Origin of the sequence: Ahniella affigens (assembly GCF_003015185.1) — a bacterium.
GTDB classification, from domain to species: domain Bacteria; phylum Pseudomonadota; class Gammaproteobacteria; order Xanthomonadales; family Ahniellaceae; genus Ahniella; species Ahniella affigens.
The window spans coordinates 2,556,520-2,582,021 of the sequence record NZ_CP027860.1 but is presented as its reverse complement, the minus strand read 5'-3'; the positions used below and the strand labels follow the sequence as shown (position 1 = coordinate 2,582,021).

Annotated in this window: 20 protein-coding genes; 15 read left to right on the top strand and 5 right to left on the bottom strand. The window is 61.0% G+C overall.

Features of this window, described 5'->3' with window-relative positions:
- Positions 1 to 48 precede the first annotated feature (48 nt).
- Complete coding sequence (gene ppsR / locus C7S18_RS09925; protein ID WP_106891415.1) at positions 49 to 864, top strand: posphoenolpyruvate synthetase regulatory kinase/phosphorylase PpsR; 816 nt, start codon at positions 49 to 51, stop codon at positions 862 to 864.
- Positions 865 to 887: 23 nt separating this feature from the next.
- Here ppsR and C7S18_RS09920 read toward each other — a convergent pair whose 3' ends face one another.
- Positions 888 to 1,721: a hypothetical protein gene (locus C7S18_RS09920; protein ID WP_106891414.1), complete on the bottom strand. Its 834-nt coding sequence runs from the start codon at positions 1,719 to 1,721 to the stop codon at positions 888 to 890.
- Between the two features lie 211 nt (positions 1,722 to 1,932).
- Here C7S18_RS09920 and C7S18_RS09915 point away from each other — a divergent pair, with 211 nt between their 5' ends.
- The gene (locus C7S18_RS09915; protein ID WP_106891413.1) at positions 1,933 to 3,399 is read left to right on the top strand and encodes a choice-of-anchor Q domain-containing protein; all 1,467 of its coding nucleotides are present in this window, start codon (positions 1,933 to 1,935) and stop codon (positions 3,397 to 3,399) included.
- 32 nt (positions 3,400 to 3,431) lie between these two features.
- Here C7S18_RS09915 and C7S18_RS09910 read toward each other — a convergent pair whose 3' ends face one another.
- Together C7S18_RS09910 and C7S18_RS09905 are read right to left on the bottom strand one after the other, a co-directional pair.
- The gene (locus C7S18_RS09910) at positions 3,432 to 5,759 is read right to left on the bottom strand and encodes a DUF1631 family protein (protein WP_106891412.1); all 2,328 of its coding nucleotides are present in this window, start codon (positions 5,757 to 5,759) and stop codon (positions 3,432 to 3,434) included.
- A gap of 221 nt (positions 5,760 to 5,980) precedes the next feature.
- The gene (locus C7S18_RS09905; RefSeq protein ID WP_106891411.1) at positions 5,981 to 10,387 is read right to left on the bottom strand and encodes a glycosyltransferase; all 4,407 of its coding nucleotides are present in this window, start codon (positions 10,385 to 10,387) and stop codon (positions 5,981 to 5,983) included.
- Positions 10,388 to 10,720: 333 nt separating this feature from the next.
- Here C7S18_RS09905 and C7S18_RS09900 point away from each other — a divergent pair, with 333 nt between their 5' ends.
- Together C7S18_RS09900 and C7S18_RS09895 are read left to right on the top strand one after the other, a co-directional pair.
- Positions 10,721 to 11,755, top strand: coding sequence for a phosphotransferase family protein (locus tag C7S18_RS09900; protein WP_206208008.1), 1,035 nt, complete (start codon positions 10,721 to 10,723; stop codon positions 11,753 to 11,755).
- 3 nt (positions 11,756 to 11,758) lie between these two features.
- A complete protein-coding gene (locus C7S18_RS09895; protein WP_106891410.1) occupies positions 11,759 to 12,976 on the top strand; it encodes an acyl-CoA dehydrogenase family protein in 1,218 nt (405 codons plus the stop codon).
- Between the two features lie 77 nt (positions 12,977 to 13,053).
- Here the strand turns inward: C7S18_RS09895 and aroB are convergent, their stop codons facing one another.
- Together aroB and C7S18_RS09885 are read right to left on the bottom strand one after the other, a co-directional pair.
- Entirely contained in the window at positions 13,054 to 14,124 is a 1,071-nt protein-coding gene (gene aroB / locus C7S18_RS09890) for a 3-dehydroquinate synthase (RefSeq protein ID WP_106891409.1), read from the bottom strand.
- Positions 14,121 to 14,663, bottom strand: a complete 543-nt coding sequence (locus tag C7S18_RS09885; RefSeq protein ID WP_106891408.1) for a shikimate kinase — start codon at positions 14,661 to 14,663, stop codon at positions 14,121 to 14,123. The genes aroB and C7S18_RS09885 overlap by 4 nt, the downstream gene beginning before the upstream one ends.
- A gap of 225 nt (positions 14,664 to 14,888) precedes the next feature.
- Here C7S18_RS09885 and xrtH point away from each other — a divergent pair, with 225 nt between their 5' ends.
- The 11 genes from xrtH (at position 14,889) to C7S18_RS09830 (ending at position 25,465) form a co-directional block, all read left to right on the top strand.
- Entirely contained in the window at positions 14,889 to 15,395 is a 507-nt protein-coding gene (gene xrtH / locus C7S18_RS09880) for an exosortase H (protein ID WP_106891407.1), read from the top strand.
- 259 nt (positions 15,396 to 15,654) lie between these two features.
- Entirely contained in the window at positions 15,655 to 15,864 is a 210-nt protein-coding gene (locus tag C7S18_RS09875) for a dodecin family protein (RefSeq protein WP_106891406.1), read from the top strand.
- 38 nt (positions 15,865 to 15,902) lie between these two features.
- Complete coding sequence (locus C7S18_RS09870; protein ID WP_170113205.1) at positions 15,903 to 16,607, top strand: response regulator transcription factor; 705 nt, start codon at positions 15,903 to 15,905, stop codon at positions 16,605 to 16,607.
- Between the two features lie 172 nt (positions 16,608 to 16,779).
- Positions 16,780 to 17,367: a hypothetical protein gene (locus C7S18_RS09865; RefSeq protein ID WP_106891404.1), complete on the top strand. Its 588-nt coding sequence runs from the start codon at positions 16,780 to 16,782 to the stop codon at positions 17,365 to 17,367.
- Positions 17,368 to 17,406: 39 nt separating this feature from the next.
- A complete protein-coding gene (locus C7S18_RS09860; protein ID WP_106891403.1) occupies positions 17,407 to 19,239 on the top strand; it encodes a hypothetical protein in 1,833 nt (610 codons plus the stop codon).
- Entirely contained in the window at positions 19,236 to 19,739 is a 504-nt protein-coding gene (locus C7S18_RS09855) for a Rab family GTPase (protein WP_170113204.1), read from the top strand. The genes C7S18_RS09860 and C7S18_RS09855 overlap by 4 nt, the downstream gene beginning before the upstream one ends.
- Positions 19,736 to 21,286: an ATP-binding protein gene (locus C7S18_RS09850; protein WP_106891401.1), complete on the top strand. Its 1,551-nt coding sequence runs from the start codon at positions 19,736 to 19,738 to the stop codon at positions 21,284 to 21,286. The genes C7S18_RS09855 and C7S18_RS09850 overlap by 4 nt, the downstream gene beginning before the upstream one ends.
- A 5-nt stretch (positions 21,287 to 21,291) precedes the next feature.
- Positions 21,292 to 21,879 (top strand): pyridoxamine 5'-phosphate oxidase, encoded by a 588-nt coding sequence (pdxH, locus tag C7S18_RS09845; protein WP_106891400.1) that lies wholly within the window; start codon positions 21,292 to 21,294, stop codon positions 21,877 to 21,879.
- A 153-nt stretch (positions 21,880 to 22,032) separates the two neighbouring features.
- Entirely contained in the window at positions 22,033 to 24,315 is a 2,283-nt protein-coding gene (locus tag C7S18_RS09840; protein WP_206208007.1) for a thiamine pyrophosphate-dependent enzyme, read from the top strand.
- Positions 24,312 to 25,013 carry an HAD family hydrolase gene (locus C7S18_RS09835; protein WP_106891399.1) on the top strand — a complete coding sequence of 234 codons (702 nt, stop codon included), beginning with the start codon at positions 24,312 to 24,314 and terminating at the stop codon, positions 25,011 to 25,013. The genes C7S18_RS09840 and C7S18_RS09835 overlap by 4 nt, the downstream gene beginning before the upstream one ends.
- 11 nt (positions 25,014 to 25,024) lie before the next feature.
- Positions 25,025 to 25,465: a hypothetical protein gene (locus C7S18_RS09830; protein ID WP_206208006.1), complete on the top strand. Its 441-nt coding sequence runs from the start codon at positions 25,025 to 25,027 to the stop codon at positions 25,463 to 25,465.
- Positions 25,466 to 25,502: the final 37 nt, after the last annotated feature.

Here is a 25,502-nt window from a genome sequence, read left to right as displayed (position 1 = left end):
TCATGATCGCGTCCCGGGCGGGCGGCCAAGCTGCTAAGGTTGGCGGCCATGAAACGCACAGTCTTCTATATCTCAGACGGTACCGGCATTACCGCCGAAACGATTGGCCACAGCGTCTTGACGCAGTTTGAGGGCGTCGAGTTCACAACGACGCGATTGCCCTTCGTCGATTCGATGGATAAGGCCCGTGAAGCAGCTGACCGGGTTCGGCACGAAAGCGAGGCCTGTGGTTGCCGACCCATCGTGGTCAACACCGTCGTGGATCCGGAAATGTCCAGGCTCATCGCCGAGAGTGGTGCGTTGATGCTCGATGTGTTCGCCCCATTCATTGCGCCCCTGGAGCAGGAGCTCGGCATGAAGCGCCAGAACCGGGTCGGCAAGGCCCATGGTCTGGTGAACTTCCAGGAATACGAGTCGCGCATCAATGCCACCAACTATGCACTCTCGCATGACGATGGCATTGATCCGAACTTCAACGAGGCCGAGGTGATCCTGGTTGGTGTGTCGCGCTCCGGCAAGACGCCAACCTGCCTGTATCTCGCGCTGCACTTTGGCATTCGCGCGGGCAATTACCCGTTGACGCCAGATGATCTGGAGAAGGGCGTATTGCCGCCAAAACTGCTCGCGCAACGGCAGCGTCTGTTCGCGCTGACGATTGACCCGATGCGGCTTCGGCAGGTGCGGGAGTCGCGGAAACCGGGCAGTCGCTATGCGACATTGGATCAATGCCGCTATGAAGTCACGGAGGCGGAAAAGCTGTTCAAGCGCGAGCGTCTGCCGGTGCTGTCGACGACCCATACGTCGATCGAAGAAATCGCCAGCAAAATCCTGCAGACGCTCGGTATTCAACGGCACCTGTTCTGAGTCGGTACGTGCCGACCGGGCGTTCAGGCGGCCTTGCGGCGCAGGATCGCAGTCAGCCCGAGCACGCCAGCAATCAGGCCAAGCAGCCCGAGTGGGCTCAGACTGGGGACTTCCTGCGGCACGCCGCTACCCTGGCCGCCACCAGCAGGTGGCAATGCCTGCGAACCAAAGCCATCGACATACACGTAGCCGCCGTGGCCGCTGAGTGAGCAGTCTGCGGCAATGACCGTCAATTCGATCTGCTCGCCGACGGCATTGGCCGGCAACGAGACATCGACGTCTTGAAACGGCAGGTATTTCCAGCCCGTTGGCGCGGTCAGGAAGTTCACGCCCGCCTGACCGGAGTAGGCAAACTGTTCGAACAACAAGCTATTGTCTGAAACGCGGCGCAGGGCGACATAGAAGTAAGGCTGCTCATTCGGAGTGTGATTCGGATCTTCGAGCACGGGCGCGAACGAGAAGCGAATGTGCGGCAATCCGTCGCTGCTGTCGACGTCGGCGCTGGTCACCGTGTCGACCTGCTTCAGCGTCGTCACCAGAGAACCGCCCGCAGCATTGTTCAGTTGCGCCGTGACGGAACCGAGACGTGGCAGCACCAGCGTCGGCGCATTGGGGTCGGTCAGCGTGCCAATCAATGCCGTCGGACCAGGCCCGCCTGGCGTGATCGAAATGCTGGCGCTGGTAAACGGCGTGGCGCCCAATAGCCCTTGGTTGCTGCCACCGCCGATCGTCCAGCTACTGAAATCACCCTGCTCGAAACCGCCATTCGGAAAGATCGCCAACGCCGAACCGGAGCCCGCAAGGCCGATCAGGGTAGCGACGAGGAGGTTGGTGAGTCGAACGTTGCGCGCAGCCATTGGTGCCTCGAAGGGAAGTAGGGGGTCGGGAAGATTTGCATTCTGGTTTTGCGCTGCCCGATCGCCCACCCCTCAATTGAGTGGTTGCTGGCGCTGCGATGGCCGTTGGCCGGATCGCGATTACACCTGCTTACAATTGCACCTTGTTCTGCAATAAGCGCCTCACGCCTTGCTGCCAACGTGCCTTCCAGTTTCGTCATGGAGGCGTGCGATGGGGAAGTCTGGTGTGGGTGGCTGGGGGTTCGGTGGCTCGGCGTTCTGGTTGCTGGTCAGTGTTGGTTGGCTGGCATTGGCCGGGCGTGGCCATGCTGCGAGTTTCCAGGTGGACAGCACCAGCGACGCGATTGACCAAACGCCGGGCGACGGGGTGTGCCAAACAGCGGCCGGCTCATGCACGCTGCGTGCCGCAATCATCGAAGCGAATGCCGTGCCTTCGGTCGACACCATACAAGTTCCCGCTGGACAGTATGTGCTCAGCATCGCCGGACGAAACGACGATCAATCGCTCAGCGGCGATCTCGATGTGCTGGCCAATTTGCTGCTGACTGGCGCGGGGCCGGATCAGACCATTATTGATGCGGCCGGCTTGGACCGCGTGTTCCACGTCGCGAGCGGCGTCAATGCCACGATCTCTGCGATGTCGATTCGTGGCGGTGCCGGCGTCGATACCGGCGGTGGCATTGCGAATGCCGGAACCTTGGCCGTGCAAGGCTGCCGGATCGAATTCAATGGTAGCGACGCCGGCCCCATTCGCCTGGGCGGCGGTGTGTACAACAGTGGTGCGCTGGCGCTGAGTGTGTCGGTGATTGCCGACAACCGCGTCGGCGCAAGCAACCAGGTTGGTGCAACGGGCGGCGGCATCTATTCGCTCACTGCGCTGAGCTTGAACGGCGCCCGGGTTGAAAACAACCGTGCGATTGGTATTCAAAGCTTAGGCGGCGGACTGGCGACTAGTGTGCTGTTGCAAATGTCGACGACCGATGTACGGGGCAATATCGCGACGAATGGGGCGGGTATCCTCCAATCGTCGGGCGAGGCATTCATCAACGCCAGCTCCGTTCGAGACAATTTGGCCAGCCAGCAAGGTGGCGGCATTCGCGTGCTGAGCGGCAACCTGGAGTTGGTCAACACCAGCGTGCTCGGAAACCGCGCGAATGGCAGCGGCGGTGGCTTGCAAGTACAAACGGGTGATGTGGTGCTGCGCAATGTCACCATCCACGCGAACCTGGCCGACGCCGACGCGAATGCCAGTGGCACAGCGGGCGGCGCGCAACTCAACGGTAGCAGCGCGCGCGTGCTGAACAGTATTCTGGCCGGCAATCATCATGGCACGGTGGCGGATGATTGCAGCGGTACGTTGACTGACAGCCAGTACAACCTTGTTCAAAGCAATAGCGGCTGTGTGCTCGGCACGCACGATTTCAGCGCCGACCCGCTATTGGCTGCGATCAGTGACAATCAGGGAACATCAGCCGCTGCGCCGACTCCAACCAGTCCAGCCATCGATGCGGGTGATCCAGCGGGCTGCCTCGGTACTCAGGACACCAATCTGGTGGTTGATCAATGGACCACGCGCCGGCCTCAGGACGGAGATCAGGATGGTGTCGAACGCTGCGACCTCGGCGCCATCGAATTCGTCGACGATGCGCTCTTTGGCAACAGTTTCGAAGGGCCGTGAGGGCAAAACCCCGCGACGGCCGCCCGTTGGTATCAGCCCTTCTTGGCCTCAGCGCGGAACAGGCGGACCTTGGCCATCGCGGCTTCGAATGCACGCTCGACCAGCGGTTTCTTGTCCAGAATCGTGATGCGATTGGCCTTGAGATCTTCGGCGAGATCGAGCATCTTCTTGTCGGCGACCTTGATACCGTTCGCATTGACGAACAAATAGTTGCGGCGATCGCCACTCACCCAGAGCAGCTTGACGCGTTCGCGCTTGTCCGGGCTCAGCTGCATTTCGATCCAGGTACCCGTCGCAAGTTTATGAATTTCGTCAATTTCGGTTTGCAATGGTGAATCGGTACTTGGCGGCGGCTCGGCGTTCGGCACGTCGATGATGACCGGCTCCAGAATGGCTGGCGTGGGCTCTGGCGCGGCGACCGTTGGCGTTGCAATCCCAAGCATGGCCGCCGATGCGGCCAGATCGCCGACATTGACCGGTGCCGCCGGTTTGCGGTCGGACGAGTAGACCAACTCCTGCAAACCGTTCAGCACTTCATCGATGTCGGCATCGTGAACGCCCGTGGCGGCCAGACCCTTGCGCATGATCGGCTCGCATTGCTCCAGTTCTTTGCGCCATTCGGCACGATCGGCAAGTCCGGCATCGCCGCGCGGAAAGCGCGCCATGAATTCGAGCAGCCGAACGGCTTCAGACCACGCACCGGAGTCCTGTCCATGGCGCAACAACGTCAGCACCATGTAGTTGCTCCAGCGTTCACGGACCATGCTGCCCAGCGCCTTTGGCAACAGCGACCCTTCGAGCTTCTGCTTCATCACGGCCGCAGCGTCGCGCTGGGCAGCTTCCATCTTGCTCTTGCCATCAGCCGCTTGCACCGCCCGCTTTTCGGCGATCTCGGTGCGCGCGACATCCTTCTTCGTAAACTCAGCCAATAAGGCGCGCTGTTTTTCGAAGACGCTCGTATCGTCCTTGAAGCCGTCCACCAGGTGATGAACGATCCCATCGATATGCTGGCGCAATCCTTTATCGTTCTGTTCGGTCCAACCAACCGCCGCCTGCGCTAGTTCATCGAGCAAGCGTCGGGCCGGGTGTTCGCGCTTCGCTAGGAACTGCGGATCGATCAGCGCCAGTTTCAGATACGGAATCTGCAAGCGCGCGAGCGAGGCCTGCAGCACCGGGGGCAGATGCTTGTCGTTGATCGCGTACTCAAACATCAGCGAGATCAAGTCGATCACGCCAGCGTCGAGCGGACGCAACTTGGTCGCACTGCCGTCAGCGCCAACAGTCAGTTGTTCGCGCAGGGCGGACGCCACGTCACCGCCAACCGGCATCGCCTGATCTAGCATCTTGAACTTATGGTCCAGACTGCTCAGGGCGCGAAGCACGTCGCCAATGTTGGCTTCAGGGTAGGCCGCACCTGCGCCACCAACCATCGCGCCGCCGACCGCGCCGGCCGGCAACGCCGAAAATCCACTCAGGAACTCTTGCATGCTGCGGCCGAGCGCCGGATCGAGCTCTTGGGCGCTGAGCGGCATCATGGCGCCTGGTGGTTGAATCCCGCCAACTGCGCCGGCGCCAGTCAAACCTGGGTTGGCCGACAGCCCGCCCGGTGTTGCCGGACCTGCTGGGCCGCGCAGCGGCCGAAAGGTCGGAACATAGGCAGCCGGTTGGGCAACGCCGCAATCGGTGAGCGCTTGGTGGGTCAGTTGTAGCAACGCTTCGGAATGCTGAACGAGCTCGCGCTCCATGAACTTGAGCAGCGTGAGTCGGATTTCGATCGAACACTCGAACTGTTGGACTGCTTTTCCGAACGCTTCGGCGATGACCTCTGGTCCAAAACGGCGACCAGCGGTGTCGGTCTCGGGCTGACCCGAGAAGATTCCGTCGATACGCAGTTCCAACTGCTGCCACTCGCGAGAAAACTTGGAGCGGGCACGGGTGGCAGCGGTCGTGATGGCAATATCGGACTCAATGGTGTCGGCGTCGACGAGCGCCAGTTCATCCAGACTGGTCTTTGCAGCGTAAGCCTTGCTAGCCGCCCGACCCACGCGAAAGCAGAGTTCGATCTCTTGCTTGCATGCACTCAGCGCCCGCCCAGCCAGATCCGGTTTGGCGAGCCGCAGCCGCCGCATGGTATCGAAGAAGTCAGCTTGCTGAGACGAGTTGAAGGCTTTTTCGGCCCGATCAAACAGGGCGTCGTCGCCCGCCTGGAGCGCGTCCGAGTAGAGTTTGTCGAGCGTCTCGCGAATCGCTTCCAGAACCCGAACAGCGCAGCGTTCACGCAGGCCTTCCGTTTCTGTAGCGGTACGCGAGAACGGAACTATGTTGCCGGAGTTCACGGGGTCCTGACTGTTGGCCATCATCGCACCGCCATGCTATCGGCGGACCGGATGTCGTGATTGTGACGGCACCCACAATCCACGCGAAAGCGCCGTGGTACCGCAGGTGAAGAATGGCAACATGGGCAAAAGGCGAACCAGCCGTGGCCAGCAAGCACAGAGACCCGCGAGTGGGAAGGCAGCAGTGCGGACGTTGACCGCGGCTCAAACATGAATGGGCGCCGATTCCTGGCTTGATACCAAGCTTATGTTGGCAGCAGATTTCTCAGTGTCAACTTGGCGGTTTCGGTCGAAAAATGGCGCTCGATGTTGGCCAGGCCGTTGGCGGCCAACTGTTTCCACAGGGTTTCGTCGCGATACAGACGAATCACGGCGCGGGCAAACGCCTCGGCCGCGTCGGCAATCAGAACGTCCCGTTCATGCTGGAGGTTCATGCCCTCTGCGGCGATGGTCGTGGCAACCACGGGTTGCCCATGAGCCATGCTCTGGTTGACCTTGCCCTTGACGCCCGCACCGTACCGGAGTGGCGCGACCGACAACCGAAAGCCGTTCAGGTACGGCTCCATGCTGGGTACAAAGCCCGCGACCTCGACGGTCTCGCTGGCCAGCGCGCGGATGCTGTCGGGCATTCGGCTGCCGACAATGTGAAAACGTACTCCGGGCAATTCCGGCACGATCAGCGGCCAAATGGACTGCACGAACCACGTGACCGCGTCGACATTGGGCGTATGCTGAAAGCCGCCCACGAAGTACAGGTCGTGCCGTTCTGCGTAAGCGGGCCCAGGCCCGGCGACCTCGTGGACGTTGGACAGCACTTCGACCCGGGCCTCTGGAACTTCTTGTGCCAGAAGCGTTTTCTCGACGGGGCTGACGACCAGTGTGATGTCGCTCGCGCGAATCAGTCTGAGCTCAGCCAACTGCGTTCTCGCGGCAGCGCGCAGCATGTCCGGCTTTTGTTCCAGCTCGGCCGCCCGGCGCTCGCGCAGATAGTGCAAATCGACCGTGTCAAAAATCAGGCGGGCGCGGGGCGCATACTCGCGAATCAGCTTCAGCAAGGGCTGTAGCACATAATGGCGGCTGACCAGAATGGCCTGAAAGCGGTTGCCCTGACTCCGGAGCAAGGTAATGGGGTCAAGCCAGTTGCCATGCAGCACTTCGACGCCCAACGCCTCGAGGGCGTCGCTGTATCCGTTGAGGTAGAGGCGGTTCTCGGCAAAGAACGTGGGTTTGTAACCGAGTTCGACCATGCTCTTCAGCAGATTCACGAGCCGCACCGAACCAGAATCCTTATCTGGTTCAGGTGTGGTCGCATCGATCACCAGGATCCGGCCCTTGATCCGATGCTCTTTCGCAACGTCGATGTCGCTGCCAGGTTGTGGCTGGGCGGGCAGTACCGACTGCCACCGTTCGAGAAACTTGGCCTGATTGATGACCTGATAACGCTTCGTACCGCTACTGGTGTCGGTGCCCGACGTGATGCCTTCGAAATGGATCACCGTCGACCCTGGTTGGTACATCACTCTTTGGCCATGCTCGCGAACCTTGAACGCCAGATCGGTGTCCTCGTAGTAGGCGGGTGCATAGCGCTGGTCAAAGCAACCGAGCATGCGGAACAAGTCGGTCGTGATCGCGATCGCCGCGCCCGAACAGTAGTCCACCTCACGAACATAATTGAACGCAGGATTGGCGGGATCACCAAACCGCCCATAGTTCCAGCCGGAGCCGTCAGCGAAGATGATGCCGCCGGCTTCCTGCAGCCGGCCGTCCGGGTAGACGAGCTTGGCGCCGACCAACCCGACGCGCTCATGCTTCTCAAACGTGTCGATCAGCGCGTCGAGCCAACCCGGACACACCACCGTATCGTTGTTCAGGAACACGAGATAGGTGCCTCGTGACCGCTCGGCGCCGGCATTGCAGGCCCCAACGAAGCCTAGGTTCTGGGCGTTGCGGTGATAACGGAGCCCCGGAACGGTGCGCAACTGCGCTTCGGTTTCGTCGCTCGATCCGTCGTCTACCACGATCACTTCAAACGATCGCGTCGCGCCCACGTTCTGGACCGATGCGAGGCACGCGGCGGTGTAAGCAAACTTGTTGTAGACCGGAATGATGATGCTGACGTCCGGGGCGGTGTCGTGCGCCGGGAAAAGGAGGTCGGTCATCGCCACCGCAACCGGTTCGGCAGGCAGGATCGGTTGCAGCTTGGGTTCGGCACTGGTGAATTCCTGGCGGGCACGATCCAGCGTCGCCGAGACGCCATGGCGTTGCCAGTAACCCTGCAGGCGGCGCCAATTGCCAAGGGTGCGTTGGATGGCATAGCCCAGACGGCTGCGCCAGGCGCGGGCTTTGGACATCAAAAGGCGCATGGGGCGGGTCAGTTTCCAGGAAGTCGATTGATACACGCTATTCAGCTCGCGCTCAAAGCGAGAGCGCTCGGCTTCGAGACGGTCCACTTCTTTGGACCAGCCAGCATGGGCATCACGCAGTTGTCGTTGTTCGTCTTGCAGCAGTTCAGCCAGGCGCGCGCGCTCGGTCTCCAATTCGTCGACCCAGTGCTCGCGATCGGCAAGCGCGCGATCTTTGTCCACGATCGTCGCCAAGGCTTGATCGCGGGCGCGTGTCAGTTGGCCGACCTGGCGATCCAGATCAAAACCCCATTCGGCACGCCGTTTGGATTCGGCAGCCAGGGCCGCGGCCTGAGTCTGCCAGTGCTGGCGTTGCGCGGATTCACGCAAGTACTGCTCAGACACGAACTGCAGCAGATCAGGCGCTGACGCATCAAAACTGGCGGCGGCAATCGCGATGGGGCAGGGCGCACCGAAGCGGGCGTCGTAGTCCTGGCGCATCGCTTCCAAATCGCGGAGGCGGAGCGTCGCTAAGTTTTTTCGAATGCGGTCCAACCGTTGGCGATCGTGTTCCAGCGCGTTGATGGTTTGCAGCAGCGAATCGGCATCAGGATCAAACAGAATACCCGTCTGGTCATCGCGAATGCGCTCGGCCAGACTGCCCATGCGGCTTGCAACCGGGACAATACGGAGTGACCACAGCTCGCTCAGCGTGAAGCTGAAGCTCTCAGCGACGCTGACCGGCATCAGGGCAAGGTCAGGTTGCACCGTGGCTAGCAGGGCGGGCAGTTCGCTGCGTTCATAGTTCAACTGGACATGTACGTTGCGCTGACCGAAGTACTGCATGCCCGGCCGGCCGCAGCCAATCAACCAAACGCTGTGGTCTTTGGTCACACGTGGCAGGACGTGCTTGAGCAGCCATTCACCCTTGCCGCCATTGATGCGTCCCAAAATCAGGATCCGCAGGCTGCTGCCGCCATGCGGCGTGACGGCGCGCGATTCGGCAAATGGCGAATGACCGTGCTCGATCAGGCTTGGCGTGGGCAGGGTAGGCGCAATTCGCTGGAGATTGCGCGCGACACTGGCGCTTGGCACCACGCCCTTGATCGACTGCTCGGCTAACGTTTCGACCAGGGCATTGCGCAATGTCAGCCAGTAGTCTGCGGTGTTCGCGGCGAACGGATGTTGGCACTGTTGTAACGCCGTCCGCAGCGATTGCGCTTGGTCATCGACGTCGGGCGCGTCGAAGTTCTGATGCAGAATGGGCCAGAACGGATAGTAATCGTGGCTGATGAACAGGGTCGGACGGTTGAGGCGGAGCGCATCCAGGCTGTGGCCGATCAGCGACGACACGAGTATTCGACCGACCCCATAAGCGGCGACCAACTGCTGCAACCTTGCCCGGTACGCGGGATGCTCCAGAACCGTGTCGGCAATCGCGGGCGCCAGCGGCCAGCGGCCGAGCTCCCGCACTTGGTCACGTTCGATCAACGCCAAGCTGATCGCCTCGCCATATGACTTGCGGCCGACATCGCCATGGCTGCGCAAAAGCAAGTGATGCTCCGATGCCCGGGCGCGTGCGAAGTCGAGCACGAACTGTTCAGCGCCGCCGCCCCAACCGTGCAGCACGTGCAGGTAGACGGGCCGGTCATCGTGGCCGGGGTAGCGTGTCTCCGTTGCGAGCAGACCGCCGTCATTGACGTGTCGCTTGAGTCGGGCGCGCAGGCTCGCGAGACGATTTTCGGGCGGTAACTCGCGCCAGTCGTCGGGAATGCATTGCCCGACCCACCGTTCGCGAGGCTCGTCAATCAGGCAGTTGGCCAGTGCGTAGCAATCAGGATTGGCCGCAGTCTCGGCACCGGGAGTCCAGACGCTGCAAGCGGTTTGGAACGTCTCGACTGGCAGAACTTCGCCGGGCGCGATGTGCGCCAGAAGGCGATCCAGTGCCGCGTATTCGGCACTCAAGACAAGGCCGGGCGCCAGCGGATTCAGCGACGCAAGCCCGGTGCAGAGGGGGCTCAGCACGGCGCATTCGGGCAATAGCGCGCGGGCCGCGTCGATCCGGCTCAAGGCGGTATCAGGGAACACGGCGACTGCCGACAACAGCAAAATGTCGTGCGCGGGCCAGTCGGCGCGTAGCAGCCGAACGTGTTCGCGGATCTCGAGCGGTGCCGCCACGACATCCGGAGGCAAAAAGGGGAGCGTCTTGACCGGGACGCCCGCAAAGCGGCCCGTCGCCAGCTGGCGCGTCAAGGATTCCGGGACGGCATGGCCGAAAACGGCTATGCCGAGAGGGCGGGTTGGACTCACGTCAGGTCATCGTCATGTTGATCGGCTCATAGGCCGATCAATCGGTTATCGCGCGGCGCCGGTCGAAATGAACCTCTACTGGTGCCAGAAATCGTTCTTGAACCTTCGAACAAAATATTTATAAATCATATATTTGCTAAACAAACGTGATTCTTGTTCGAAAATTCGTTTGGCAGCCGCCGGCCATTCAAAACGGGCGTCACCCCAGCATTATCGCAAAGCCGACGGGGCTGGGCAAAACGCTACACTCAGGGGGTTGCCGGAATCCGCACCTCGCTACTACACCAGTTTTTGGTGACGAACCATCACCGACTCATTTCAACAGGAGCTTTCGTGAGACATGACCCGATCCAGGAACCCGACGTTCGCCAGGCGCTAGAAAGGTTCCTGGCCGAGCGCTTTCCGGATGCAGGCACGCTGGAATCGCTGACTCGGTTTGAGGGTGGACAATCCAATCCGACCTACCGCCTGCAGTGCCGCCACGCTGATTGGGTGATGCGCTGCAAGCCTGGGCCGGTCGCGAAGCTGTTGCCCTCGGCGCATGCGATCGAACGCGAGTACCGAGTGCTGGAGGCGCTTTTGCCAACACCTGTGCCGGTCGCCCAGACCGTATTGCTCTGCGAGGACGAGGCGATCATCGGACGCGCGTTTTACTTGATGGCGCACGTGCCTGGCCGGGTGTTCTTTGATCCGCGTCTGCCCGAACTGGAGCCGGATCAGCGCGCGCAGGTATTTGCGGGGATGAACGAGACGATTGCCAAACTCCATGCGTTGGACCCGGAGCAGATCGGCCTGGCTGACTACGCCAAGCCGGGCAACTTCTTCGAGCGACAGATCGGCCGGTGGAGCAAGCAGTATCTGGCCTCGGTTACTGAGCCGATTCCGGCGATGGATCAACTAATGAATTGGTTGCCAGCCCATATTCCGGCCATTTCGGAAACGCGTCTGGTGCACGGTGATTTCCGGCTCGACAATCTGATTTTTGATGCGGAAACGCTCACGGTCCGTGCCGTGCTTGATTGGGAACTCTCGACGCTCGGCGATCCGTTGGCCGATTTCGCTTACAACTGCCTGGCCTGGTTTACGCCGCCGGGCCCGATGCGCGGCCTCGCTGGCATCGATCTGGCCGCACTGGGTATTCCGAGCCTGGAAGCCCACGTGGCAGCCTATGCCAATGCGCGCGGTTTGCCGCCGATTGGGCATTTCAACTTCTATCTTGCCTACAACCTGTTCCGCCTGGCGGCCATTGCCCAGGGTATTGCCAAGCGGGTATTGGAAGGGACGGCGGCCAGTGCCAAGGCTGCCGAACAAGGCGCCTTGGCGGCGAAAGTCGCTGCATTGGGCTGGTCATTTGCGGAGCGCGCCTGAGCCATGTTTTTGTACACCGACCGTTGCAACGACTACTTGAGTCAACTGAAAGCCTTCATGCAGGCCGAGATCTACCCGCGCGAGCACGAATTTCGCGCCGAGGTGGAGGCCAATACGGCCGCGGGCAGGCGCTGGACGCCGACTCAGCTGATTGAATCACTCAAGCCCAAGGCTCAGGCTGCAGGCCTCTGGAACTTGTTTCTTCCCGAGTCCGAGCATGGCGCCGGGCTGACGAACTACGAATACGCGCCCTTGGCTGAGGAAATGGGCAAAGTGTTTTGGGCGAGCGAGGTGTTCAATTGCTCGGCGCCAGACACCGGCAACATGGAAGTCCTCGCGCGCTACGGCACGCCGGCACAGCAAGCCCAATGGCTCGCGCCGCTGCTGAAAGGCGCCATCCGGTCCGGGTTTGCGATGACCGAGCCGCAAGTCGCATCCAGCGATGCGACCAACGTGGAAACGTTGATCGCGCGAGAGGGCGGCGACTACGTGATCAACGGTCGTAAATGGTGGATCTCCGGTGCCGGCGACCCGCGCTGCAAGGTCTATATCGTCATGGGCAAGACCGATCCGTCGGCCGATGTGCACCATCAGCAAAGCATGGTGTTGGTGCCGGCGGATGCGCAGGGGCTCACCGTCCTGCGGCCGCTGCCGGTATTTGGTCTGGACGATGCGCCTCACGGACATTGCGAGATGCGTTTTGACAACGTGCGCGTGCCGGCCGCCAACATCCTTCTGGGTGAGGGTCGCGGCTTTGAGATCGCTCAGGGTCGGTTGGGGCCGGGTCGGATCCATCACTGCATGCGGCTGATCGGCGTGGCCGAACGGGCGATGGCGCTGATGTGCGAACGCCTCTTGACCCGGGTGGCGTTTGGCAAGCCCATTGCCACGCAGTCGATCTGGCACGAGCGGATTGGCGACCTGCGCTGCAGCATTGAGCAGGCGCGGCTTCTGACACTGAAAGCCGCGTGGATGATGGACACGGTCGGCAACAAGGTCGCGAAGAACGAGATCGCGATGATCAAGGTCGTGGCGCCAAAGCTTGCTTGTGACGCCGTGGATCTGGCGATTCAGGCGTTTGGCGCTGGTGGCCTGAGCCAGGACTGGCCACTGGCCGACTTCTATATGCAGGCGCGGGCGCTTCGCATTGCCGATGGCCCGGACGAAGTGCATCGAGCGAGCATTGCCAAGAATGAGCTCGCCCGGTTCAAGACGCGCTAAGTTGACGCTGTACACGTTCAGCGTCGATGCAAGCCAGAAACGGGCTGTCTCGGTTCCGTTACCTAAGTGATTGATTCTTAAGCGCTAAGCGTTGCGAGAATGTCCGCTTCGGGCACGCCCGGCACGATGTCGGCCTGCCCGATGCCTCGCCAGAGAATCAGGCGCAAGGTATCGTTCAGGACTTTCTTGTCGAGACGCATCGCGGCCACCATTGCGGCGGGGCTGAAACCCGGTGGCAAGGTCGTCGGCATGCCGAGTCGCTCGATCAATGCCGTCAGTCGGCCGCTGTCGGCAGCGGGCGCTCGCTTCAGCGCTGTTGACAAGCGGGCGGCAAGCACCATGCCCAGGGCGACGGCCTCGCCGTGCAGATGCTGGCTGTAGCCGCCCAGCGTTTCGATGGCGTGTCCGAAGGTGTGGCCAAAATTGAGCAGGGCGCGATCACCGTGTTCGTGCTCGTCGCGTTTGACGATGTCGGCCTTGATCGTACAACTGGTCTTGACGACTTCCAGCAGGGCCATCGGATCACGGGCAAGAATGGCGTCCAGATGCCGCTCGTACCATTCGAAGAGTCCCGCGTCGACAATCGCGCCATATTTGATCGCTTCGGCGAGGCCCGCACGAAACTCGCGTTCTGGGAGCGTATTCAGGGTGTCGAGGTCGGCTATGACGGCACGCGGTTGATGAAATGCCCCGACCAGGTTCTTGCCTTCAGGGAGATTGACGCCGGTCTTGCCGCCTACCGATGAGTCCACCATGGCCAGCAGCGTAGTGGGTATCTGGAGGAACTCGATGCCGCGCATCCAGACGGATGCGGCGAAGCCACTCATGTCGCCGACGACGCCACCACCCAGCGCGATGATGACCGCATCGCGGCTGGCTCTGATTCCGGCAAGCGCGGCCAAGATCCCGCCCAACTCGTCCCACGTCTTGAACGGTTCGCCATCGCGAAGAATGTGTTGCCCCACCCGGTAGCCGTGCAAGTCGGCGAGAACCTTGTCCAGGTAAAGCGGGGCAATCGTTTCATTGCTGACCACCAGAACCTGGCGGCCGTCGAGGTGTGGGCGCAAGCGGTCGGCCCCGAGCAGGCCACTGCCGATGATGATGGGATACGAGCGTTCGCCCAGATCCACAGCGAGTCGATGATTCATGCGGCTTGTCCCAAGATCTGCCAACGAGCGTCGAGTTGCTGCACGGCAGTCTCCATGACTTTAATGATTTGATTGGAATCGGCGTCCAGACGCAGATCGGCCGTGGCCTCGTAAAGCGGCGTGCGGACGGTGGCCATGGCGGTCAGGCGTTCGCGTCGGTCTGGCGCCTGCAGCAGGGGACGCTTGCGATCGCGGGCTAGTCGGCTCAACTGCTGATCGACGGTAACCGGCAGGTATAGGACAAAGCCGTGAGCGCTCAGCATGGCCCGGTTCTCAGGCAGCAGCACGCTGCCGCCACCCGTCGCCAGCACGATGCCGCGCAATTGGCACATTTCGGCCAAGCACTTGCTCTCGCGCTGGCGGAACCCGGGCTCGCCTTCAATCTCAAAAACCGTTGCGACCGATACGCCGCAGCGCCGCTCGATTTCATCGTCCAGGTCGATGAATTGCAGTCCATAGTGCTCGGCCAGCTTCTTGCCGAGCGTGGTCTTGCCCGCGCCCATGGGGCCGATCAGAAACAGGTTGGCCGATGGATTCATTCGGTCCACCCCAAGTCAGCAATACGTCGACCAGCAAGAGGTCGAAAGACCGCGGTAGACGGGCTCGTCGGGCCGGTCCTGACCGGCCATCAGCAAGCAGGTCAGGGGGCAGGGTAGCGGGCAGAGACTCGGTTCAGCCAGGATCACAGTTCACTCGCAAATTGGACGGTCAGGAATGCTAGCATTGCTGATCCTGGCCGCAATTGCGGCGTTGAACAAGTTCTTATGATTCGATTTGCCGTGTTGTTCATGGTGTACTTGATGGCCTTGTTTGGTCTCGAAGTGCTGCGCCCGGTTGAGGATCACGTCATCTTTCCGTTTACGGAGGGCTTGGCGCGCTTCTGTACTTGGCTCATTCAAGTGTTCGATGACTCCGTCGTGACTTATGGCAAGGTCATTCAGGCACAGAGCGGCTTTGCGGTCTCGATTGAGCGTGGCTGCAACGGCGTCGAGGCGGTCATTATCCTGGTTGCGGCCGTGCTGGCGTTTCCGGCGCCGTGGAAGCATCGCGCGGTTGGGTTCATGATTGGCTTTGTCGCCATCCAATCGCTGAATGTGGTTCGAATCATCAGCCTGTTCTATCTGGGCCAATGGAGCCAGACGTGGTTCGAGTGGTTCCACCTGTATCTGTGGCAGGCCTTGATCATCATCGATGCGCTGGTCGTGTGGTTGATCTGGCTCCGGTATTTGCCGCGTCCGGCGCACTTGCCGCCTGCCGCTAAGCTGGCCTGACGCTGGCCTCCCGCCTGGAACCGCTGATGGTTACGCGGCAGAGTTTGCCGCAGGTTGTCGGCGCCTGATTCGCCTGGCCATTACTTCATGTTTGTGAAAGACCTGTTCTAAATCGGAATGGGTCGCAACTCGGGCTGCCCAAATCGGCGGGGAGACTTCATATCCCTTCGATCTTTCGACGCTAAGCCATTGTCCGGCAGGATTGATTTTGCGACACTCGACGCCACAGCAGGGTGTTTTGACAACTGACGGAGGGCTTATGGCAACAACCATTGCAAAAGTGATCGAAATCAGTTCATCCTCGCCGAAGGGTTTGGAGGACGCCGTTCAACAAGGCCTCAAGAAGGTGGCCAAGACCGTCAAGCTGATCAAGGGTGCCTGGATCAACGAGATGAGTGTGGTGACCGCTGATGATGGCAAGGTCACGGAATGGCGCGTCAACATGAAGATCAGTTTCGTCGTCAGCTGAGCGGGCACGAACTGGGACAATCGAGGGAGAACAAGTGCATGTCCAGAAATTCAGTCATTGTTGGAATCTTGGAAGATGATGCCGAGCAGGCACAGCTCTATCAGGCCTGGTTGGAAGGCGCAGGCTTTCAAGTTCGCTGGTTTCCGGATACCAAGGACTTCCGCCGCAAACTCGGTGCCGAGTCGATTGACATCCTGCTGCTCGATTGGGTCCTGGGTGAAGGCTCGGGTCTCGAAGTGTTGGAATGGATTCGCCAATCTGCGCACAGCAAATTGCCGGTGATCTTTCTGACCGCGCGCATTTCCGAGCAAGACGTCGTCTCGGGTTTGCAGGCCGGTGCCGATGACTATATTCCGAAGCCGGCCAAGCAGGCCGAGCTCGTTGCCCGCACCAACGCGGTGCTCCGGCGTAGCGGTTTGGCTGTCCAGGACAACACCTGGATCAAAGAGCTCGAACCCTACGAGATCAACCTCGATCGCCGGCAGATTTCGATCAAAGGCGAGCGTATTGAGTTGACTGATCGCGAGTTTGATCTGGCGTGCTACCTGTTTCGCCGTCACGGTCGCATCGTGAGCCGTGAGTCGTTGCTTGAAAACGTCTGGAATCTGAGTGCCGATGTGAACACGCGCACGGTTGATACGCATGTCAGCCGTCTTCGCAAGAAGCTTGGCATGGGCGGCGAAAACGGCTGGGTGCTGAGTGCGGTCTACCAGCACGGCTATCGGCTCGAACAAATCAAGTAACGTCGTCTCGTGCCCGGCCCGGGTTGGTGCCGGGCCCGGCGCGAACGATTCAGCGTGAGGCAGTGCTGGATGACTCGTGTTGAGCCACTGCCACATGATTCGGACTTGCTGGTCGGTGGCTATTCGCCCATTCGCCAGCAAGGGTCGTGGGATGAGGGTCAGGGAGCGCGCCATGTCAAAGTCACACGCACACGCCAAAGAGCAGGACCAGAAGCCCGCTGAAGAACCCGCGCAGGCCGCGTCGGCCGATCGAAATGTCGATCAGATTCGCGACATTCTGTTCGGCGGTCAGATGCGGGACTACGAGCGCCGCTTCACTGAGCTCAGCGAACGTCTCGACCAAGAGGCGCAGCGATTGCGGCACGACACCGAAACCCGAGTGGCCGCGCTTGAAAAACGGCTCGACGAGCTGTTCGATCGCCTGCAAAAAGCGCTTCGCCAAGAGATTCAGGACCGTGGCCAGAGCCTTGATGATCTGGAATCGCGGCTGCAACAGGCGGCGCGTACCCAGCGTACGGAGCTCAGCGCCAGTATTGCGAGTGTCGGTGGCGATCTGAACGCTGCCGATGAACGGCTGCGCAAAGCGCTCGCCGAATTGCAGGCGGCGCTGCAAAAGAGCGCGGATCGGGCCGACGGCAATCTGACCCAGACGCGCGATGAACTGCGCAAGGACAAAGTATCGCGAGAAGATCTGGCAGCCATGTTAGGCGAGGTGGCGCTGCGTCTGCGCGGCCAGTTTGACCTGGGGCAGTTGAGCTGAGTCGGCCACTGACGCGACGCGACGACGCGGACTCTGGACATGAGCGAGCTTGAGCGCCTCAAGTCCATTCTGCTTGGCTCAGAGCAAGCCCGTCTCGCGGCACTCGAGTCCCATCAGCAGGACTTGCCCGCGCAGCTGCCAGCGCTGATCGAGCAATCGCAGCAACAGCAACCCGATGCACTGGCGAAAGCGTTGGCCACGCCGGTGGCGGAAGCGCTTGGCGGTGCGGTGCAAGCGCGTCGACAACAGCTGGTTGATGCGTTGTTTCCAGTCATCATGCCCGCGATCCGACGCTCGATCACCGAGTACTTGCGCGCCGTTTCGAGCGATTTGAACCGCATTTTCGAAAGCTCGTTGACGTGGCGCGGCTTGAAGTGGCGTCTGGAAGCGCGTCGGTTGGGGGTGTCCTATGCCGCCATCGCGTTGCGGCACAGCTTGTTGTATCAAGTCGATCACTTGTTCCTGATTCAACGTGAGTCGGGCTTGATTCTCGATCGCGAATCGGCGCCTGGATTGGCCGAGCTCGATGCCGATGCGGTGGCCGGCATGCTGACCGCGATCGGCGATTTTGTCCGGGATTCGGTTGGCGAAGGTCAGGCCGAGTTGTCGTCGGCGACTGTCGGCGAGCATCTGATTTGGGTGCTCAGTGGGCCAAAGGCCAAGCTCGCGGCCTGGATCCAGGGCGTGCCACCGGAGTCTTTGAAGACCGAACTCGCGGCGCGATTGGAACGGGTGCACGCCGACTACGGCGACCAACTCGGTCTTGATCCGGCGCAGTTGCAGGCGATACCGGGCCTGCGCGACGCGTTGACGCCGGCCGATTTGAAAGCCACTCGCGATGTCCCGGCGAACAATCGTTCCATGCGACCCGTGCTGTGGCTCGGCGCGGGGCTGCTGTTGCTGCTACTGCTGATACTCGGCTGGTTGTGGCATTGGGATCGGCGGCTCGATGCTTTGGAGGCCAAGCTTCAAGACATGCCAGGCGTACGCGTCTTGGCACGATCCAGCTGGCCCGGGTCGTCGGTTCGGTTCACGGTTCTGAGAGATCCCGTGGCAGAGCCGATTGCGCCTGTGGTTCGGGCCCATCTCGGTGATGCGATTGATCTGACGCTTGATGAAGAAGCGTTTGTGTCGGCCGATGGTCCTATCGTGGCGCAGCGCCTTCGGGACACCTTCGATCTGCCGTCGACGCTGCAAATTCTCCAAGTCGCTGATCGCACCGAAATTCACGGCAGTCTGCCGGCTCGGGCGGCGCTCAAGTTGCATCAGCAAGGCCGGCGTGTGCCGGGCGTTCAGCAGCTGGATTTTCGCACCGCGCTAGTGGACTGGTCGACGGAACTAGGCGATCTGGGTGAGTTGCCGGAAGATTTGCACACGGAGTTTGATGGCACGCGCGTTCGCTTATCAGCGTTTGCGCCGCGACCTTGGATTCAAGCGGCCAGTGCGCGTCTTCGGGCGGCCAGCTGGTCGCGTTCGATTGATTTGACGGGCTTGTCCGATAGTTGGCCGGCCCAGATCGTTGCGGTCAACGCCGAGTTGGCCGCGTTGCCTGTCCATTTTGAGCAAGCGCGATCCGATCGTATCGATGGACTGCCTGCGTTGCTCGCGGGGCTGCCCGACTTGTTGCAGCCTTGGGCCGGCCAGACCAAGGCGTTGCGCGTGCAATGCGTTGGCGGCAGCGACCCAAGCGGCGCCGAGACTGGCAATTTGCGGCTGGAACTCGCCCGTGCGACCCGGCTCTGCAATGAGTTGCGGCGCGAACTCGATCTGTCGATGCCTGGATTGCAATGGGAGGCGGCGGCCAGCCCCGATCGCGCTACAATACGCGAAAGAACGGCTTACGTTCGCCTGGAGCTCATCGATCCGTCATGACTGATTTCGCGCGCAAGATCTGTCTGCTCGGTGATTTCGGGGTTGGCAAAACCAGCCTCGTGGCGCGCTACGTGCGGAACACGTTTTCCGAAAAATACTTGACGACGGTCGGCGTCAAGGTCGACTCAAAAGAAGTACAGACGGCCGCCGGGCCAAGCAAATTGGTGATTTGGGATATCGCCGGCAAGAGCGCGCTTGATCACCTGAATCAGACTTACCTGCGTGGTGCCAGCGGGCTGATGCTGGTTGCCGACGGCACGCGCGAGCCCACGCTGCGCGCGGCGCTATACCTGATGATGCAGGCCAAGTCGCTGTTGCAGGATCCGGCCTGTGTGGTGTTGATCAACAAGCTGGACCTCATCGATCGTTGGGAGATTCTGCCCGGTACACTGACCGAATTGCGCAAGACCGTGCCGGTGTTTGAAACCAGTGCCCGGACGGGCGATGGCGTCGAGGCGGCGTTTACCAGGTTGGCTGAGGATCTCAGACAGGGCGCATGAGCGGGACCGATCCGCAACTGGAATCGCTGCTGTTCGACATCCTGCTCGAACAGACCAAACCGCTGTTTCTGCGATTTGACCAAAAGCTCGGTCTGTTGGGGATCGAAGGTCAGCGGAACGCGTGGCGGGTCGATGATGCAGAATCGCTGGCGCAAGCGGTGCGTGACGTGTTGCTTGGAATGCCACTGCAAGGTCGCGGTGAACTCCGGGCTGTTGAGTTGGCCGGACAGCGTCTGGCGCATGTTCATTGGCATGGTCGCGCGGATGGGATCGATGTGATTCTGCTCGATGCCCGGATGGAGCTTGAGCAGCAACGGCAGAAGCAGCAGGAAAGCCACGACGCCGAACTCGCCAGCGCTGAGCGCGGCAAGGCAATCGACCGTCTGCGTAAAGTCAAGCACGAGTTGGAGCGTCGGCAGACCCAACTGGAAGAGGCTGATGCGTTGAAGACGGCGTTTCTAAGCACGCTGTCACACGAGTTCCGTACACCGCTCACGGCCATCTTCGGGTACCTCCATCTACTGGAACGCCGCCTGCAGCCTGACAGCGAGTCGCAATATGCGTTGCGCGCGATAAGGCGCGGTGCGACGCATCTTTTTGGCCTGGCCGAGAATCTGCTGGAGTACGGCAAGCCAGAAGCCGAGGCGCATCGCCTCAATATCGTCCGTATCGATCTCCATACATTGGCGGACGACCTCCGCATCATGTTCGGGCCGCTTGCCGATGAGCAAGGGTTGTTGCTGGAGTTTCAGATCGAGCGGGTGCCACTTGAGCTGTGTCTCGACGAAATCAAGCTCAAGCAAGTTCTGATCAATCTGTTGTCCAATGCCGTCCGATTCACCCCGCGCGGGCGTGTCCTGGTGCAATTGCGTTGGAACGGCCAGCGCTTCGAGGCGCAGATCGAAGACACTGGCATTGGCATTCCCGAAGAGTTGGTGAACAGTATTTTCAAGCCGTTTCATCGCAATGGTCCGGCCGGACAGCGCGGTGCAGGACTTGGGTTGTCGATCAGCCGGCGATTGGTCGAGCAAATGCATGGTCAGATGCACTTTCGGTCACGGCCGGGCGAGGGCAGCGCTTTTACGGTCAGCCTGCCGTCCTTGCAGGTGGGACGACCAGCTAACGCATCCGGTACGCAAACGTCGATGCCAGCGGACTCGTGGCTCAGTGGCGGCACGGCGTTGGTCATCGACGATGATCCCGACCTCCGCGAATTGCTCCGTCTGTTGCTTGAAGACTTGGGGTTCAGCGTCGAACTCAGCGTCACTGCCAATGAGGGCTTTGAGCGCGCGCAGTGCCTGGTGCCCGACCTGGTGGTCGTCGATCTCAACTTGCCGGGCCTGTCTGGCAATGTGGCGAGCTTCAAGCTCCGTGCGCATGGTTACCTTGGGCCGATTCTCGCGATCTCCGCACAGACCGATGCCGAAGCCCGGCGCGGGGCGCTCGCGGCTGGCGCCGATCTGTTTCTGCCTAAACCTATTCAAATCGAAGCCTTTGTCCGCGCTGTGCGCCAGGCTTCGCGTCCGCCTTCTGTCCTTGAGGATTAAGTGCAGTGCTGTCTCATGATCTGGTCGAAAAGTTCAATCAATTGATCAACGAAGCCCGTGCGTCCGGCGAACCTGAGCCGGAAGCCATGAATGTGGCCACGCTTGATCCCGATGGTCGTTTGTCCTCACGCGTTGTGCTGCTGAAAGGGTTCGATGCCCGGGGCATGGTGTTTTACACCAATACCTTGAGCCGCAAGGGCCAGGCACTCGCGGCGCATCCACGGGCAGCGGTGTGTTTTCACTGGAAGCAGCTCCGTGATGGCGTGCAAGTTCGGGCAGAGGGTCTGGTCGAAGCAGTGACCCCGGAAGAGGCGGATGCCTATTTTGCGACGCGACCGCGCGGCAGCCAGATCGGTGCCTGGGCGTCGGAGCAGTCGCAGCCGATGCCTGCACGCAGCACATTTGAGGATCGAATCGCCGAGGTGGAACAGCGGTTCGATGGCCAGACGGTGCCGAGACCACCGCATTGGTCGGGTTATCGGGTCTTGCCGGAGCGCATGGAATTCTGGTTTGGCGCGCGTTTTCGCCTGCATGAGCGCGAATGCTATGTGCTGATGGACGGGCAGTGGCAGCAGGACTACCTGTTTCCGTGATGAGCTTTGGGTGCGCCGATGGCGCATCCACACGATACGCCGCTTGGCCGCCGTCTGGCTTGGTTTGTGTTGGCGGCCTTGCCCGGAATTCGCCTTACCCGTATTCCGGGCAGATCGTACAATGGTGGATTCCGTTGTCGATCAAACGCCGCCATGTCTGCCATACACATTCCAAACCCGATTCCCGCCCGCCTGAAAGACGTCAACCGCGCCAAGGTCTGTGACGAGAACTTCCAGGAGTTTGTCCGCAACTACGTGGGCCCGGTGGCCGCGCAGAAGCCAAGTGGCGACGATGCCGTATTGCCAGGCAGTCTGCTCAGCGCTCGGGATTTTCTGGAGTTGTTCGAGTCGCAACTGATTTCGCGGCATCTCGATCTGATGGCACGCGTCCTGCGCGTCCAGAACAAGGTCTACTACACCATCGGCTCGTCTGGCCATGAAGGCAACGCGATGGTCGCGCGCCTGACTCGGCACACGGATCCAGCTTTCTTGCACTACCGCAGCGGCGGGTTCATGGCCGAACGCTTCCGCAAGCTACCGGGCATGGATCCCGTGATGGATTCGGCGCTGAGTTTCGCCGCCAGCAAAGACGATCCGGCCTCGGGCGGTCGGCACAAGGTATGGGGCTCCAAGGCACTTTGGGTGCTGCCGCAAACCTCGACGATTGCGTCGCACCTGCCGAAGGCACTCGGCACGGCGGTCGCCATCGAAACTGCGCGCCGCATAGGCCATCAACTGCCCGTGCCGGACGATTCGATCACGGTCTGCTCGTTCGGCGACGCGTCGAGCAACCATGCCACGGCCCAGTGTGCCTTCAATACCGCGCAATGGACGGCCTATCAGAAGCTGCCAGCGCCGGTCTTGTTTGTCTGCGAAGACAATGGCATCGGCATTTCCGTCAAGACGCCGGGTGGCTGGGTGGGCAACGCGTTCCGGAATCGCGACGGCCTCGACTACTTCTACGCCAACGGCCTGGACCTGGCCGAAGGCTACGAGCAAGTCGCCCGCGCGGTGTATCACTGCCGCAGCACGCGCCGACCGACGTTTCTGCATTTGAAGACAACCCGCATCATGGGGCACGCCGGTACTGACTTCGAGATCGAATATCGGGCTCTAGAAGAGCTCCTCGCTGTTGAGGCAACGGACCCGCTGCTGCGGTCGGCAGAAATCGCACTGCAGTCTGGTCTGTTCACGAAGGACAGCCTGCTTGCCTGGTACGAGAGTTTCCGCAAGCGTTGCATGGACGGTGCGATCGAAGCGGATCAGCGCCCGAAGCTGATGAGCAAGGAAGAAGTGATGGCGCCGCTGGCGCCATATTCGCCGGAAGCGGTTGCCAAAGAGGCGAGCCGATTCGACTATGCCGACAAGCGTCTGGCCGTGTTCGGCTCGGAAAAGCAGCTGCCCGAGAACCAGCCGCCGCGTCATTTGGCGATCCAGATCAATCAGGCACTGCACGACCTGTTCTGCAAGTACCCGGAGACGCTGTTGTTCGGCGAGGACGTGGCGCAGAAGGGTGGTGTGTATACGGTGACCAAGGGCTTGTACAAGTCGTTCAAGGGCAATCGGGTGTTCAACACCTTGCTCGATGAGACGACCATCCTCGGTCTGGCCCAGGGTTTTGCGAACATGGGCATGCTGCCGATTCCGGAGATTCAGTACCTCGCGTACTTCCACAACGCTTGCGATCAGATCCGCGGCGAGGCCTGCTCGCTCCAGTTTTTTTCGAACAACCAGTATCGCAATCCGATGGTTATGCGCATGGCCGGCCTCGGCTATCAGCGTGGTTTTGGTGGGCACTTCCACAACGACAATTCGGTGACGGCGTTGCGCGACATACCGGGCCTGATCGTGGGTTGCCCGAGTCGCGGTGACGACGCCGCCACCATGCTGCGAACCCTGACCGCGCTGGCCAAGGTCGATGGCCGGGTCACGGCGTTCTTGGAACCAATCGCGCTCTACATGACGAAAGACTTGTACGAAGCCGGCGACGGTCAGTGGCTGACGGCGTATCCGAGTCCGGATCAGGCAATGACGCTTGGCGAAGAGCGCGTCTATCATCCCGACGCCACAGACATGGTGATCTTTACGTTCGGCAACGGCGTGCTGTTTGCGCTGCGCGCGGCGAAGGAAGTCGAGAAGCAGACCGGCAAGAAAACCCGCGTCATTGACCTGCGGTGGCTGCAGCCACTGAATGGCGACGCGATCGTCAAACACGCGCGCGACTGTGCACGCATTCTGGTACTCGATGAAGGTCGGCGCAGCGCCGGCGTTGGCGAGGGCGTGATCACCGCCATTGTGGAAGGCGGGCAGGGCGGCAAGCCGCTCGTGCGCGTGGTTGGTGACGACACCTATACGCCACTCGCGGCGGCAGCAAACCTGATTCTGCCAACCGATGCAACCGTGCTAGATGCCGCGCTCAAACTGGCGCAGTCATGATCGAGATCCTCGCCTTCGACGCGGACGACACGCTCTGGCATAGCGAGATTCACTTTCGCGACGCGCAGCAGGCCTACGAGCGCATTCTGGCGCACTATCTCGATGTCGCTGATGCGGTCGTGCACCAGCGCCTGTTGGAAGTCGAACGGCGCAACGTGAAGCGCTTTGGTTATGGTGCAAAGGGCATGACCTTGTCCATGATCGAAGCCGCCATCACGTTGACGGAAGGACGCATCAGTGGGCACCACGTGCAAGCCATTCTGGAAATCGGCCACGGCGTTCTGGAGCACCCGGTCGAACTGTTGCCGCATGTCGAAGAGACGGTTGCTGAGCTGGCCAAGCGTCAGGTCCTGGTGCTGATCACGAAGGGTGATCTGTTTCATCAGGAGGCCAAAGTGGCCCGCTCTGGCATGGGTCGCTATTTCCGGCGAATCGAGATCGTCAGCGAGAAGGACGTACCGACCTATCAGCGCCTGCTCGAAGAACTGAATGTCAGCCCAGACCGCTTCATGATGGTCGGTAACTCGCCGAAATCGGATATCCAGCCGGTGCTGGCGCTCGGCGGACATGGTGTGTTGATTCCGTATCCCATTTTGTGGGAGATGGAGCGGAGCGAACCCATTTCGCCCGATACGCCGCGATTCGCGCAGGTGGCGGACATCCGCCAGATTCCAGCATTGTTGGATCGCTTCGCCTGAGGCGGGCAACGGTGAACCTGCCCCGTTCGTCGCGCCTGGCGCCCTTGCTTCGGGAATATCGGCGCCCTTGGAAATTGCTCAGTTTGGGCGTTGGTCTGGCACTGTTGATTGCGGGCGCCTATTGGTATCGGGCGCCTGACTGGGATGTCGGGGTCAGTCTGATCATGGCCTTGTTTGCCTACCTGACGGCAGCCTGGAGCCTCCGGGTGGTGGTGACCCGGCGTTGGCGCGCCCTGCCTCTGGCGTTGTTCTGGACATGGTGGACGGTCGACGGCTGCTATGCGCTCTATTGGTCGATCATGGATCCAGCCGCCCTGGCCTGGATGCGATCCGCAAATGCGCCAGCGTCGTTTTGCCTCTATCTGGCCTGCGGGCTGGTGTGGTACTTCCAGGGCACCTTGCGGGAGCTGTGGCGGTGCTGGTCCACATTCGGTGCGCCGCCCCAAATCTAAGCCTGGACGGTATTGTCACCTTCACGTCTTTGTCATA